At 42.2% G+C, this 13,565-nt stretch carries 16 protein-coding genes; 1 reads left to right on the forward strand and 15 read right to left on the reverse strand.

Annotation, left to right across the window (positions count from 1 at the left end):
- Position 1: 1 nt before the first annotated feature.
- The 7 genes from murQ to AC27IJ_RS09815 all read right to left on the reverse strand — a co-directional run bounded on the left by murQ (position 2) and on the right by AC27IJ_RS09815 (position 5,661).
- Positions 2 to 913: an N-acetylmuramic acid 6-phosphate etherase gene (murQ, locus tag AC27IJ_RS09785; protein WP_313258640.1), complete on the reverse strand. Its 912-nt coding sequence runs from the start codon at positions 911 to 913 to the stop codon at positions 2 to 4.
- A gap of 9 nt (positions 914 to 922) precedes the next feature.
- Positions 923 to 1,777, reverse strand: a complete 855-nt coding sequence (locus tag AC27IJ_RS09790; protein ID WP_312442028.1) for a MurR/RpiR family transcriptional regulator — start codon at positions 1,775 to 1,777, stop codon at positions 923 to 925.
- 26 nt (positions 1,778 to 1,803) lie between these two features.
- A complete protein-coding gene (locus AC27IJ_RS09795) occupies positions 1,804 to 2,277 on the reverse strand; it encodes a PTS sugar transporter subunit IIB (RefSeq protein WP_312432647.1) in 474 nt (157 codons plus the stop codon).
- 23 nt (positions 2,278 to 2,300) lie between these two features.
- Positions 2,301 to 2,726: a PTS sugar transporter subunit IIA domain-containing protein gene (locus AC27IJ_RS09800; RefSeq protein ID WP_312442026.1), complete on the reverse strand. Its 426-nt coding sequence runs from the start codon at positions 2,724 to 2,726 to the stop codon at positions 2,301 to 2,303.
- Positions 2,727 to 2,762: 36 nt separating this feature from the next.
- Positions 2,763 to 3,602, reverse strand: a complete 840-nt coding sequence (locus AC27IJ_RS09805; protein ID WP_312442025.1) for a PTS system mannose/fructose/sorbose family transporter subunit IID — start codon at positions 3,600 to 3,602, stop codon at positions 2,763 to 2,765.
- Positions 3,595 to 4,383 (reverse strand): PTS mannose/fructose/sorbose/N-acetylgalactosamine transporter subunit IIC, encoded by a 789-nt coding sequence (locus AC27IJ_RS09810; RefSeq protein ID WP_312442023.1) that lies wholly within the window; start codon positions 4,381 to 4,383, stop codon positions 3,595 to 3,597. The genes AC27IJ_RS09805 and AC27IJ_RS09810 overlap by 8 nt, the downstream gene beginning before the upstream one ends.
- A gap of 336 nt (positions 4,384 to 4,719) precedes the next feature.
- The gene (locus tag AC27IJ_RS09815) at positions 4,720 to 5,661 is read right to left on the reverse strand and encodes a helix-turn-helix transcriptional regulator (protein WP_313258644.1); all 942 of its coding nucleotides are present in this window, start codon (positions 5,659 to 5,661) and stop codon (positions 4,720 to 4,722) included.
- Positions 5,662 to 5,759: 98 nt separating this feature from the next.
- On the opposite strand from AC27IJ_RS09815, the gene AC27IJ_RS09820 reads away from it, so the two are divergent.
- Complete coding sequence (locus AC27IJ_RS09820; protein ID WP_312442020.1) at positions 5,760 to 6,182, forward strand: pyridoxamine 5'-phosphate oxidase family protein; 423 nt, start codon at positions 5,760 to 5,762, stop codon at positions 6,180 to 6,182.
- An 88-nt stretch (positions 6,183 to 6,270) separates the two neighbouring features.
- Here the strand turns inward: AC27IJ_RS09820 and AC27IJ_RS09825 are convergent, their stop codons facing one another.
- From AC27IJ_RS09825 to AC27IJ_RS09860, 8 genes are all read right to left on the reverse strand, one after another.
- Positions 6,271 to 7,737 carry a glycoside hydrolase family 1 protein gene (locus AC27IJ_RS09825; RefSeq protein WP_487148596.1) on the reverse strand — a complete coding sequence of 489 codons (1,467 nt, stop codon included), beginning with the start codon at positions 7,735 to 7,737 and terminating at the stop codon, positions 6,271 to 6,273.
- A gap of 80 nt (positions 7,738 to 7,817) precedes the next feature.
- Positions 7,818 to 9,701, reverse strand: a complete 1,884-nt coding sequence (locus AC27IJ_RS09830; RefSeq protein WP_313260996.1) for a beta-glucoside-specific PTS transporter subunit IIABC — start codon at positions 9,699 to 9,701, stop codon at positions 7,818 to 7,820.
- 186 nt (positions 9,702 to 9,887) lie between these two features.
- Entirely contained in the window at positions 9,888 to 10,730 is an 843-nt protein-coding gene (gene licT, locus AC27IJ_RS09835; RefSeq protein ID WP_487148598.1) for a BglG family transcription antiterminator LicT, read from the reverse strand.
- Positions 10,731 to 11,006: 276 nt separating this feature from the next.
- Positions 11,007 to 11,471, reverse strand: coding sequence for a YbhB/YbcL family Raf kinase inhibitor-like protein (locus AC27IJ_RS09840; protein WP_312442014.1), 465 nt, complete (start codon positions 11,469 to 11,471; stop codon positions 11,007 to 11,009).
- An 89-nt stretch (positions 11,472 to 11,560) separates the two neighbouring features.
- Positions 11,561 to 11,872: a carboxymuconolactone decarboxylase family protein gene (locus tag AC27IJ_RS09845; protein WP_312442012.1), complete on the reverse strand. Its 312-nt coding sequence runs from the start codon at positions 11,870 to 11,872 to the stop codon at positions 11,561 to 11,563.
- 18 nt (positions 11,873 to 11,890) lie between these two features.
- Entirely contained in the window at positions 11,891 to 12,139 is a 249-nt protein-coding gene (locus tag AC27IJ_RS09850; protein WP_312442010.1) for a zinc ribbon domain-containing protein, read from the reverse strand.
- Positions 12,140 to 12,153: 14 nt separating this feature from the next.
- Entirely contained in the window at positions 12,154 to 12,729 is a 576-nt protein-coding gene (locus AC27IJ_RS09855) for a TetR/AcrR family transcriptional regulator (RefSeq protein ID WP_312442007.1), read from the reverse strand.
- A gap of 71 nt (positions 12,730 to 12,800) precedes the next feature.
- Positions 12,801 to 13,292: an HD domain-containing protein gene (locus AC27IJ_RS09860; RefSeq protein WP_313260253.1), complete on the reverse strand. Its 492-nt coding sequence runs from the start codon at positions 13,290 to 13,292 to the stop codon at positions 12,801 to 12,803.
- Positions 13,293 to 13,565: the final 273 nt, after the last annotated feature.

Raw genomic sequence — 13,565 nt, forward strand, 5'->3', positions numbered from 1 at the left:
CCTAAACTCCGTTTTTCACAGCCGCAATGGCTTTCCTCACCTGACCGCCGGATTCTAAAAGGGCTTCCCTGGCCTGATCTTTTCTGCAGCCGCATTCGATCATCACGATGGCAGCAGCTACATCCTTATCTGCCTCATAAAGCACTTTAAGAGCCAGCTCCTCTTTCGCACCTGTTATTTCCACGATCATCTTTACCGCCCGCTTTATAAGCTTTTCGTTGGTGGGCTGCACATGAACCATATAGTTCCGATATACCTTTCCAAGCCTTATCATGGCTCCGGTGGAAAGCATATTTACCACCATTTTCTGAGCGGTCCCTGCTTTCATCCTGGTGGATCCGTTGATTACCTCTGGGCCCACTACCGGGGCAATGGATATATCCGCGATCTTTGCCATGGCGCTGTCCTGATTGCAGGTAACGGAAATGGTAAAGGCACCTGTTTGTTTTCCGAATTCCAGGGCCGCCTTTGTGTAAGGAGTCCTTCCGCTGGCAGCAATGCCGATCACACAATCATCGGCTGTAAGCTTCACCCTTTTTAAGTCCTCAACTGCCAGTTCTTCCGAATCTTCTGCACCCTCCACCGCTGTATACATGGCCTCATCACCGCCTGCAAGAAGGCCAAAGGCCCGTGTCGGTGATACGCTGTAAGTGGGGGTCAGTTCCACCGCATCGAGTGTGCCCATCCGGCCGGACGATCCTGCACCGCAATAAATGATCCGTCCGCCTTTTTTGAAACGCTCCACAATTGACTCCACTGCCTCAGCGATTTGGGGAAGTACCTTTTCTATGGCTTCCGCCACTTTTTTGTCTTCATTATTTATTAATGTAACGATTTCCAATGATTCCAGCCTGTCAATGTTCCGGGTAGATTCATTGGTTGATTCCGTTGTAAGCTTTTCTATATTGCACATAAAACTCCTCTATTTTTTAATTTTCAGCCCTTCTACCATCTTTCTGGTTTTGATCAGCTCCACCTCATAATGCTCTAAATTCTCCTGGATCACTCCCATGTACAGAAGATCCGCCATCATGATGGAGGTATGAAGAGAGGTAAATGCACCGATCCGCATGACCTTCTCGTTGTCCGGCACATGAAGGCATATATCCGCAATATCCTGAAGGGGAGAATCTCTTCTGCGGGTAACCGCTATGATCGATGCTCCCTGTTTTTCTGCAATCCCGCAGGCATAAAGGACTTCCTGGGACTGCCCGCTGTAGGAAAATGCAATCACCACATCCCGTTTATCAATGTAGTTAAAAAATTCCACCATCATATTGATATCCTGGTAAAAATTTGCATTTAAGTCGGCCCGCTTCAGTTTATGGAACAGATCATAAGCAGGCAGTGAGGAGCTTCCGATCCCCACCAGATAAATACGTCGGGCTTTCTTTATTTTGTTGATAGCTTTTTTTAATGCATCCTTATTCAGCTGATAAAAAAAATCCTGAAATGCCGCATCCACCAGGGCATCCATCTTTCGGCACAGCGTATCTAAATCATCTTCTTTGGAAATAATGGGGTCTACCATATCTTCCTTATCATTTTGGGCATCGGTAGCAGCAAGTGCCAGCTTAAAACCTTCCAACCCATCAAAGCCAAGTTTTTGAACATAACGGATCACAGAGGCGGAGGATACCCCGCTTTTTCCTGCAATATCCACTGCCGTCATCCCAAGACAGTTTTTGGTATCTGACAATACAAAATCTGAGAGTTTCTTCTCTGCCTTACTCATTTCATTGTATTGTTCTCTTATCTTTAACCGAACTGATTCCATTCCGCCTCCTCCTGCATCCGATTATTTTACAGCATATTTAATATCGACTGGTCCGACTCATTGGGCAGCATCTGAGCCGTTACACTCACTCCAAGCTGTACCATTTCCCGGATATCCTTTTCATCGTCTTCCGTTAAATTCACTGACTTTTTAATGGGTCTGCTTCCTTCCCTTTTTGCCACATTTCCCACGTTAAAAGCCTTGATCGGAACTTCAGAGCGGATCAGCGCTGCCATATCCGTCACGTTCTTTGTTATGAGAAATACCTTATCCTCTTCGTAAGCCTTCTCTGCAAATTTTTCAGCAGCCCGCTTTAAAGACAGGATGGAAAGCTTTACTCCTGCAGGTTTTGCCATCTTAAGGCCTGCAATGATCAGTTCATCCTTTACCGCTTCATCGTTAACCACAATGATCCGGGACGCCCCTACGGTATTAGTCCAAACCATAGCCACCTGACCATGAATCAGTCTCTCATCTACTCTCGCATGCACAATTGCCATGAATTTTTCTCCTTTTCTTCTTCCTATTCTTCCAGCTCACATGCATCATCCGATGTCTGAAAATACATCATATGCTGTTTTCCCATCTCCATGGAGGCATCTAAAAGCTCTCGGATATCCGAAATCATTCCCCTGGACATGTAGGCATGAAGGACCAGAGGAAGGTTGATGCCTCCGATTACCTCCATATTTTCATGGATACCGGACATTTTAAGTCTGGAAGCCATATTAAAGGGGGAGCCTCCCGTCAGATCCGCAAGCACTGCCACCGCTTCACAGTCCTTAAGCCTCCGGATCGCTTCCGTAAGCCTTTCTGTCAGAAGTTCCGTGGAATCCTCCGCTTTAAAATCAACAGCTTCATAATATTCCGTCTCTCCAGCCAGCAGTTTCAGCCCGCTGGTTAAACCGGAGGCAAATTCACCATGACCGGTTACTATGATTCCAATCATACCACTATTTCCTTTCCTGTTTCAACTTCCTTTTTTCTAAAATAAACCAGCCACAAAGGTCAGCATGGATTGCAGATTGCCAAGTACCATGCCCAAACCGATGAGAATAAAAATTAATTTTGTAGAATCTACCTTTTTCTTTCCAAGAAGCCAGTATGAAAATACCACGATACCCAAAGGAAGCAGGGATGGCATGATTTTATCCAGCATATCCTGAAGGGCAAAGGTTACGTCTCCCATGGTAAACTGCAGATCCGTACGGTATTTGATTACAGAAGGAATCAGTGCCCCTACCACAGTCAGTCCCAGGATGCTGGCCGCCTCTGTAATAGGAGAAATTTTATCCGCAAACCCGGTCGCAAGCTTTCGTCCGGACTGATAGCCGACCCAGGTAAATTTATATCGTATCCATAATACCCCGGCACAAGCAATGAGAGGTATGATAAGTCCAACGGGATTCCCCTGCATGGCTATATAAGATGCAATGGAGAACACGATGGCCCGGTAAATGGCGATGAACAACGTATCACCGACTCCTGCAAACGGTCCCATAAGTCCGGTCTTTAAACCGGTAATAGCCTCCTCCGCCTCAATTCCCAGCTCTTCCTCCAGCGCCATATCGGCACCGACGATCAGATGAGACATTGCCGGAGTGGTGTTAAAATAGCCCAGGTGCATCTTCAGTGCACGTTTCATCTTCTCGGGATCTTTGGAGTACAGCCGCTTTAAAACCGGCATGATGACATAGGCATATCCAAGACCCTGCATCTTTTCATAATTCCAGCCAAACTGTAAAGTAAACAGATTACGCAGATATACTTTATTGATATCACTCTTTTCCAATTTCACGCTTCCTGTCTGGTTTTTGTCAGCCATCGATTTCTACCTCCTCATCATCCAAAGTCTTCACTGCCACCCGCTCCCTTACTCTGGTAAGATGAAGAGCAGCCAGTGCCAAGCCGATCAATGCGGCCGCCATAACGGTAAATGTAGCGCCTCCAAAGGCAATCAGCACGAATCCGATGATAAAATACGGATAGTATTTTTTAATGGGCAGATAGCGCATCAGTATGGCCATACCCATTGCAGGAAGAATGGCGCCTGCAGTTTTAAGTCCTGTCATGAACCAGGCCGGGATAATGGCATTTACTCCATTTACCACTGCCTCTCCAAAACACAGTCCCAATGCGACCGGAATCACTCTGGAAAGGACCCAGGGAAGCACTCCCAGTAAATTTGCCCGCTCCACTCCTTTGTAATCCGCCTTTTCCGCACAGCGGTCTGCGTAATGCTGAAAGAATGAATTGGTCATCCTTCCCAGAATATCCATCTGAGTTAACAGCAATCCGATGGGAATAGCCAGACCGATTCCGTATTCTGCCCCCTGTCCGGAAATAATTGCATAGGCGGTACCCATAATCGCTCCTGATAAATAATCCGGAACCGTGGCACCTCCATAAGTAGCAACTCCCAATGTCATGAGCTGCAATGTCGCACCAACTATCAGACCTGTTGGCAAATCCCCCAATAATGCCCCGGTAATCACAGCCGCGAACAACGGGGTATACAATCCGCATTGAATGGAAATCTGATCAACCACAGCGATCACGGTATACAGAATCAATCCAATAACAACCAGCAAAGAAACTCCCTGCATGTTTTACCTCCTTTTCATGCCTCATGCCTTTTCACTCCATAGGCAATGTGTATGGTTTTTTATAGTATAAGCGCTTATATTTAGTATTATAGCACGCATGTAACCATTTTACAATATATTTAATAAATTAGTTTTAAATGTAATCGCGTTACATTATTTGATAAAGTGATTTGCTTTTTAAAGAAATAAAAGGGCATATTCAGGCGTCCATTCTGGAGCATGATAATACAAAATGCTTATGGCTCCACCATGTAAGAAGTCAAAAAAACAAGGTATCAGCCGTCTGGGCCGATACTTTGCTTTCCTTTGATTACTTTGTATTACTTTGTTTAACCGTCATATTGAAATAAAATGATTCTTTATTGCATCAAGCCGATCAAGAATCAGGTTTTTCAAGCTGGCTGGACTGATAGATAAAATCCTTTCACCGTAATTAGTAAAATAATTGGCGATAAACAGTTCTTCCCCTTTATTATAAAAACCTCTTACATAATATTTTCCATTTTCTTGATGCAGCTCCATTGATGGATAATGCTCTTTATAGAATATGTCCACGCCTTTGACAGTTACACCAACCTCAAAATCAATGGAATCATTATCCCGAAACATTTCTTTAGGGGAAATAAGAAATTCAGAAAGCGGCTTTGGCATATACTTATCACAAAGCTGTACAAAATGAATTTTATCACAGCGGAACACTTGCGGCTTCTTCGTTTGAAAATTGTACGCCGTTGCATACCATTGTCCATAGGCAGATGTAATATCAAAGAACTGAACATAATACTGCTTCTCCAGCTCTCCCTTTGTATAGTGGACTTCACACACGTTTTCATCAACCGCCATGTGCAGAATATCTTGCAAGCAGTTACATTCATTCTTGTTCTTGTAACTCCCTAAGCTAAAAATCAATTCCATTTTCCGTAGTTTTTTTATTCGTTCTTCTGATATACACCCTTCAAACTTTTGCTTTAACTTTTGGACATTTAAGTGAAAAGGTGTCGATTGATAGGCGTTAAGTGTTTGCATGGCAAAATACAACGCCTGAACCTCGTCAACCGTAAAGACAATAGGGGATAATAATCGATTGGGAAGGATACCATAACATCCGTTCCGCCCAGTCTTAGAGTATATCGGCATACCGATTTCTTCTAAGGACTGAATGTCCCGAAGTGCTGTACTTTTGGAAATAGAATATCTGTCCATTATGCTTTTGAGACTGAAAAACTTTTTATCGTTTAAGTATATCATCATATCATTCAGCCGCTCTGATTTTTTCATGGATTTTTCCTCTTTCTGATTAAATGGTTTCACTAAATGATACCATTATACATTATACTGCAAACATAGTCATAAAAAAAGCAAAGGAGAATTTAATTATGAATGCAAAACGAGAATTTACCCGACTGATCAACACACAAACCGAAATTGCCTTGGCTACTTGTGCTGACGGCCAGCCCAATGTGAGGATTGTAAATTTCTGCTTTGACGAAGCCGCCAAAGTGATGCTCTTTACCACTTTTGGGGATAATGAGAAAGTCAAGGAATTGGAAGGCAATAATAAGGTAGCATTTACAACCATTCCCCACACAGGCAATGAGCATATTAAGGCGAAAGGCACGGTTAAAAAAAGCAGAAGCACAGTATTTGACGCAGCGGAACATTTCATTAAAAAAATCCCCGGCTACAAAGATATGATAGAACAAGCCGGAGATTACTTGATTCTCTATGAAATTTCCTTTGAATCAGCCATTGTCACCTTAGATTTTGAGAACATAGAAACATACGATTTAGCTGACTGATAAAGTGCATAATTATAGAAAGAATGGCACAGCCTTTGCGCTGCGCCATTCTTTTAAAACTGATTATATACTGATACTTTCCTTGATCTTACAGTTCTTCTCCGTTGGTTTCTATCACTTTTTTATACCAATGGAAGGAATCCTTTCTTGATCGGTTTAACGTACCTTTTCCTTCATCATCCTGATCCACATAGATGAAGCCATAACGTTTCGTCATTTCCGATGTTCCGCAGCTGATTAAATCAATGCAGCCCCACGTAGTATAACCCATTAAATCTACGCCGTCTGTTACCGCTTCCTTCATCTGCTTTATGTGCTCACGGATGTAGTCAATCCGGTAATCATCATGAATGCTTCCATCCGTCTCCATATTATCCCTGGCTCCCAGTCCATTTTCAACCAGGAAAAGGGGCTTTTTATAACGGTCATACATTTTGTTCAGTGTAATGCGCAGCCCTATGGGGTCAATGGGCCACCCCCACTCCGTCAGCTTTAAATAAGGATTCTTGATCGGACTGTCCAGTTTTCCAGCCAGTTCATTTGCATCCGGCCTGTCTTCCGTAACATGGGTCATGTAATAGCTGAATGCGATGAAATCCACCGTATAATCCCTGATGATTTCAAAATCTTCCGGTTCTGTTTCCAGCTTTATGTTTTTTTCTTTGAAATACCGTGACATGTAGGAAGGATATTCTCCTCTTGCCTGTACCTCCGGATAAAAGAGGTTGATCTGGTCAGCCTTTAATGCCTGTAACTGGTCCTCCGGCTTGCAGGTCTTTGCATAAGACTCAATCCGGTTGATCATACAGCCGATTTGTGCATCAGGCATGATTTCCTTTCCCGACTTCACTGCCAGGGAACTTGCCACAAACTGGTAATGAGATGCCTGGTAAGCCGCCTCTTCTAAGCGATCCACTCTGTCCGGGAAACTTCCTGCTCCGGTGTACAGGCTGTTTAAGTTCATATTCATTTCATTAAATGTGATCCAGTACTTCACGTCATCCTTATAACGTTTAAAGCATGCGGTTGCAAACCGGACAAAGCTCTGGATCAGCTCCCGGCTCTGCCAGCCGTTATAAGTTTCTGACAGGATTATGGGCATTTCATAATGGGATAATGTAATGAGAGGCTCTATGTTATACTTTTTCAGCTCAGCGATCACTTTATCATAAAAAGCAAATCCGGCTTCATTTGGCTCCGCTTCCAGCCCTGTCGGAAAAATCCTTACCCAGGAAATGGAGAACCGGAATACCTTAAATCCCATTTCTGCAAACAGTGCGATATCTTCCGCATAATGATGGTAAAAATCGATTCCCCAACGCTTGGGAAATTTATATTTTTCCTCGTGGGCCCGGTACTCTTCCAACTCTTTTGAGGTCACATTGAAGGTAAAATTATTCACTTCTCCCGTTGCATATGGATCTTTATAAGCGGCATAATCCGATGTGGACATTCCTTTTCCATCTTCCTGATAGGCTCCCTCGATCTGATTGGCAGCAGTTGCCCCTCCCCATAAAAAGCCCTCTGGAAATCCGTATTTTACTTCCTGTTTCATAATCATTCTCCTTTTCTGAATACTTATATTAATAGGAATTGCTTACTTTATTGAAATGTTATTGAAATGTTATTGAAATGTTATTGGAATACAATCAGAACTTCACTGGTTCCCGCCTGAGCCTTATCCATAGGAAAATCCAGAACATTCACATATTCATCTGAGTTTGTAACAATCATGGGGGTGATGGGGTTTAAGTGGTTTTCCTTAATAAGTTCCAGATCCACCTTCATCAAAGGCTCTCCCTGATCCACCCACTGATCTTCCTTCACCAGGATTTCAAACCCCTTTCCCTGGAGATTCACCGTGTCGATCCCGATATGGATCACAACGTTTACTCCCCGGTCGGAAATTAAGCCAATCGCATGCTTTGTAGGAGCGATCATTTTTACCTGTCCCTGAAAAGGGGCTTTCACCGTCCCCTCATCCGGTATGATTGCAATCCCTTTTCCAAGGATGCCCTCCGCAAACATCTTGTCAGGAACCTGGGCAAGTCCCACTGCCTTTCCCGTCATTGGGGCGGCAACCGGTATTTTTGCGATGTGACCTTCCTGATTCTGGCTGATTGCTTCAGTCTCCTTCTCTTTGTCCTTTGATTTTTCTTTTTCTTCCAGGGGTAGAACAATGGTCATGATAAAGGCAGTTAAAAATGAAGCAAAAACACCAACACAGGCCCAGATAAAGTTATTTAACTCCCCTTCCTTTAAATAGGTAGGTAAAGCGGTAATTCCCGGAATGCTGAATGCATAAGCCTTAACATGAAAGATGCCGTAAATGGCTCCTCCCACCGCCCCGCCTGTCAGTGCGGCATAGAAGGGCTTTTTATATTTTAAGTTCACCCCATATATGGCCGGCTCCGTAATGCCGAACAAAGCGGAAAGCGCACTGGAAAATGCAATGGATTTCATTTTCTTATCCTTTATTTTAAAGGCAGCTCCCAGAACAGCGCCGCACTGTCCCATATTGCTTACAATACTCATGGGAAGCAGTAAAATATCATATCCAACACCGCCCAGCCCATCAAAGGTGGACGGGAAGAATGCATAATGCATGCCGGTTATAACGATGACCGACATAAGCCCTCCCATCAGTAAGCCGGCCACAGGGCCAGCTACTCCAAACAGGGAAATGAAAAAGGCTGCCACATATTTGCCCACATAGCTTCCCAGAGGAGCTATAAATACAAGAACCACTGGGGCTGTAATCAGAAGGGAAACCACTGGCGTCACGATCATTTTTAAAAAGCCCGGTACAAAACGGTCTATGAATTTGTATACGATGCTCAGTAACAGGACACCCAAAATAATTGGGATTACCGTGGAATTATAATCCATTACGGGAATATTCAGAAACAGGAATTTCACCGTACTGATCCCCTGCCCGCTTAAATTCACAAATGCTGGATACATGATGATTCCGGCAAGAGTAGCGGCCAGGTGTTCATTCACTCCAAATTTCTTTCCCGCTGAAAAAGCGACTAGAAAGGGAAGGAAGTAAAAGGTAGCATTGGAGATCATATCTAAAACAAAATAATTGTTAGAGTCCGGATTCAGCATTTTAAGAAATATCAGCAGAGCCAGGATCCCTTTTATAATTCCGGCTCCTGTGATTGCAGGTAAAATGGGATTGAAAATACCCGAGATCACGCCGAAAACAACGTTGACCGGATTTTCCCTTTTTTTATCCTTCTTTGTCTTTTCTTCCGAAGAAACAACAAGATCTCCCAGTTCTTTTTTTACCCCTTCAAATACCTTTAATACCTCATTTCCGATGATCACCTGAAACTGGTCCCCCTGAAACTGGGCTCCTAAGACACCGTTTAAAGCCTGTATGGCCTCCACATCTGCCTTTTCTCTGTCTTTCAAATGAAAACGCAGCCTGGTAATGCAGTTCCAAGCCTGGGTAATATTATCCTTTCCACCGCAATACCGGATAATTTCCTGAGCTAACTTTAAATGTTCCATACACAAAGTCTCCTTTTCGTTTTATTTTTAGTAGTCAATCGGATATTCGCAATCCGCTACGCTACTCGCTCACAGCGTGCCCCGCTTTAACGGGCATACCCTCATAGCTGCTACTTACTTGATGAGGTTAAAATAAATCCTAGTTCGCAGACAATGCCTAATTGAATAGTAACACTCTTATTTTAATTACTTGTTTGTGACATTTGTTATTCTTTCGATATGAAGCAGTAAATAAATGATTTCATCCTTGGAGACATCCCAGGCATAGGCATCAAACAGATATTTTGCAATCTTAACGGCGCATTGGTAGCTTTTTTTATAACGGGTTTTTACCGTTTCCAATAAATCTTCGTCGTTTAATCCTATGGTGTCCTTCATATGAGTTTCCTGCCGTATGATAAAATACCGAAGATGCACGATAAATCTGGAGTAGAATAATGAATTTTCATCCAATGTCAATTGAAAATGGTAGCTGACAATATCCAGGATCCGGCTGATGATCTCTGTAATTTTTAAGGTATCACTCATATCCTGACTTTCAAATTGTGCATTTACAAAATGAAGGGCTATAAAGGATGCCTCCTGAGGCGGCAATATTACTTTAAGGCGTTCCTCAATTAATTTCACGCCCTTACCTCCGATTTCATATTCCCTTGGATATAAGTGGGGGACTTCCCATTGCAGCGGATTATCCACATTCTGACTTTTCTTCGCCCGCTCAATAGCAAAATACAGATGATCAGCAAGTATGATCAGAATAGAGGCATGAAGCTGTTTTTCCAATATCCTGGAGCCATATTGAATGATTTCTTCCGTGACGGAAACGATGTCTTCCGACAGGTTCTGAACCATGGGAGCCAGACGTTTATTGCTGTCATTGATGAAAAGCTTATTGACAGAAGATTCTGTAACCATATCTCCCTTCTTCCGGTTAAAACCGATCCCATTTCCAAACAGCACGACTTCGTTATGATTCTCATCGTAGGCAAGAACGATGTTATTATTCAGTGATTTAACAAACTCGAACATAAAACACCTCCTTTCTCGTTAGAATTCTTCCTTTTAAATTTACTTCAGTTAAAAATTATTTAAAAATAGGATAAAAAAAATCACCAAACGCCAATATCCCCTATTATGTGGATATTTGCATTTGATGATGCCTGATCGAGTCAGTAACACTCACTATTTACTTGTCTTTAATATAGCATTTTACCGTCATATTGTCAAGAGAATGATTCTAAAGTTTAAACGAACCCGCCAAAACGTTATCCAGAAAAATATCGGACCAGTAATATTATTGCAGTTTTACCGAAATCTTCCCACTAAACAGCCCTCCTGTAAAATATGCCCTTGCATAGCAGCCAATAAATCCCGCTTTCTGGATTTGCCCGGCAGATCCAACAGGCAATCCAAAGCATAAACATTGAATTGATAGAGGTGGGACCAGTTGAAAGGCGGTTTCGGCCCGCGGTATCTGTTTCTTCCGTATCCGCGTCCCTGAGTTGCCCCGTTCAGTTCTGTAATATAGGGTCCGTGAGGTATATTTTGGGGGATTATCTCCATGACGGGAATATTCCAAATAACCCAATGGTTATATGCAGGAATGGGGTGTCCCATATCATCCATTATGATAGCCAGGGACTTGGCGTTTTCATTTATGGAGGACAGATTCAGTTCTGGAGAAATATCCTCTCCACGCCCTGTGTATTGTATCGGTATGACGGCTTCGTTCTTAAAAGCCGGACTGGTTACTGTTAGTTGATTTTTCATCTTATCATCCTTTTCTAAGTGAAACAGCCAGTAAATCCACGTTCTGTTTTTGCCTTATCTGTGTGAAATACGGCATATTCAGCCGTATTTCACGCTTCCTCATCAAATGCCTCCAAAGCTATGGGCAAGGACTTAACAATTGTATTCCCAACAGCGGGTAATCCTACCAGAATACTGCTTATAATTTCTTCTCTTGTTGCCCCATTGGATTTTGCCATTTTAACATGGAACGGCAATCCGCTTTCAAGACCCACGGCAGCCATCACCGCAAGATAGGCGAGTTCTTCCGTCTTCTTATCCAGTGCACTTGCACCGTCCACTTTTTGTACCATTTCCATCCAAGCTTTTTGTACTTCAGGAGCCTCTTTTGCAAAGACTTGAAACGCTTTACTAACCTGCATATAATCACCTCTCCTTTATTAACTATTGAAATGTCCCTTCCATGCCGGAAGCTTTTTCATGCTGCTTTCGGCCATTTGGACCGCAGCCTTTTCATCAATCCCCTGTGTTTTAATGATAAAGTTAATCGTGCCTGCCTTCTTTTCTTCAAACGACTGCATGGAACCGTCAGGGCGGGCACAGTGTACGCAATAGTCTTTCGTTGTGTCACCGCATGCAAATTCAGAAGCCTCTACCATTGGCATACCGCAAGCAATACAAACTTTCATTTTATATCCTCCTTTTATTTTTTAATCAATTCTAAAAAAGTTTCCGTTAGTTCCGGGCCATACCGCTCTAAAACCGGCGATTCCGGCGAAAACAAATCTTTGTTTAACAAATAATAATGGACCAATCCCATCCACGTATTAAACAACAGGTGAACAGGAAGATTCTTAATTGTGTTGTTTTCGCGTTCAAATACCTTGTTAAAATGGTAGGCGACAATGGATTGAATATTTGAAAATGTTAATCTTGCATCCTCCGGCAATAAACTCCTTTCAGCGATCAATCGGATATAAAACTTTTCGTGCCTGGCTAAAACATCTAAATGGGTCTTTAACAGCTCCTCAATATTATCTTTTGTTTCCGCCAGCCGATGTATCTCTGATCCCAATGCATCACCAAAATCCTGTATCAGACAGCACAGCAGTTCATCCAGTGACGAAAAATGAACGAATATTGTACCGTGAGATACGCCCGCTTCCTTTGCGATAACAGCCGTTGTAGCTGAAAAGCCTTGTTCAGAATAAACCTGATATGCTGTTTCAATTATCTTTTTTCGAGTATTTTCTTTTTGCAGCTGCCTTTTTGACTTCAAATAATGACCTCCAGCTCAATGAGTATGCACTCATTATAATTAGTTTTTTATAAAGTGTCAAGATATATTTTTTAAAGACCCCTGCAAAATGTTTTCAAATCGCCTAACCCGAATTCTGATTTTAATTTTTCATACCTTGCTTTCTCATGTTCCAAAACATCAAAAAGAGGATTATATAAGCAATGCTGTAAGACATCAGCATCTTTCAACACTTCATCAAACGGTGAGTGTGTCGTTCCTTTGCTGCTGTGGTTATATATGGCACTGCAAATAATATCAACTTCATTTTCAGTAAAAACCTTCAAATCATACAGAATTTCTCTCGCCATAATCGAGCCTTTATGTGCATGTTCTTTTGTATCCATAGCTGCATATGAATAAATATCATGCAGCATTCCAGCGATAGTTGCTAATTCGGCATTTTCATTTCTTTTTAATGCGATTAGTGTACAAGCCTGTGAAACACCGTATAAATGCAGATAGCCACATCTTCTTTCAGTAGTATCAGTCATAGTTAAAAGTACAGTATCAACATATTCACGAACTTTTTCGATTCGATTCACGCCTCTTCCTCCCTGTTCTCTTAAAGAATATTGTATATTTTTGAATCCTTCCGCTTTAACATTACCTATTATTTATATATAACTAGTTATATATGACATTTTAATTATCAATCATCACTTTAAACGACATACACTTCCATAATTATACTTCTCTTAGTATACCATTCCGGCTTCTATGTCATAGTTTTCATAATGGTAGCATAAAGCATAATAGATCGCAATATAAAAAAGCAGCAGTCTTTAGAAATTATCTTTCAAGACTACCGCTCTTAG

Source organism: Lacrimispora sp. YZC11 (assembly GCF_057543815.1).

Excerpts from the sequence above, each read along its gene's own strand:
- AC27IJ_RS09820 (WP_312442020.1), top strand. The coding sequence starts at position 5,760 with ATGAATGCAAAACGAGAATTTACCCGACTGATCAACACACAAACCGAA.
- murQ (WP_313258640.1), bottom strand. The coding sequence starts at position 913 with ATGTGCAATATAGAAAAGCTTACAACGGAATCAACCAATGAATCTACC.
- AC27IJ_RS09840 (WP_312442014.1), bottom strand. The coding sequence starts at position 11,471 with ATGAAAAATCAACTAACAGTAACCAGTCCGGCTTTTAAGAACGAAGCC.
- AC27IJ_RS09810 (WP_312442023.1), bottom strand. The coding sequence starts at position 4,383 with ATGCAGGGAGTTTCTTTGCTGGTTGTTATTGGATTGATTCTGTATACC.
- AC27IJ_RS09830 (WP_313260996.1), bottom strand. The coding sequence starts at position 9,701 with ATGGAACATTTAAAGTTAGCTCAGGAAATTATCCGGTATTGCGGTGGA.
- AC27IJ_RS09800 (WP_312442026.1), bottom strand. The coding sequence starts at position 2,726 with ATGATTGGAATCATAGTAACCGGTCATGGTGAATTTGCCTCCGGTTTA.
- AC27IJ_RS09790 (WP_312442028.1), bottom strand. The coding sequence starts at position 1,777 with ATGGAATCAGTTCGGTTAAAGATAAGAGAACAATACAATGAAATGAGT.
- AC27IJ_RS09805 (WP_312442025.1), bottom strand. The coding sequence starts at position 3,602 with ATGGCTGACAAAAACCAGACAGGAAGCGTGAAATTGGAAAAGAGTGAT.
- AC27IJ_RS09815 (WP_313258644.1), bottom strand. The coding sequence starts at position 5,661 with ATGAAAAAATCAGAGCGGCTGAATGATATGATGATATACTTAAACGAT.
- AC27IJ_RS09845 (WP_312442012.1), bottom strand. The coding sequence starts at position 11,872 with ATGCAGGTTAGTAAAGCGTTTCAAGTCTTTGCAAAAGAGGCTCCTGAA.
- licT (WP_487148598.1), bottom strand. The coding sequence starts at position 10,730 with ATGTTCGAGTTTGTTAAATCACTGAATAATAACATCGTTCTTGCCTAC.
- AC27IJ_RS09825 (WP_487148596.1), bottom strand. The coding sequence starts at position 7,737 with ATGAAACAGGAAGTAAAATACGGATTTCCAGAGGGCTTTTTATGGGGA.
- AC27IJ_RS09795 (WP_312432647.1), bottom strand. The coding sequence starts at position 2,277 with ATGGCAATTGTGCATGCGAGAGTAGATGAGAGACTGATTCATGGTCAG.
- AC27IJ_RS09850 (WP_312442010.1), bottom strand. The coding sequence starts at position 12,139 with ATGAAAGTTTGTATTGCTTGCGGTATGCCAATGGTAGAGGCTTCTGAA.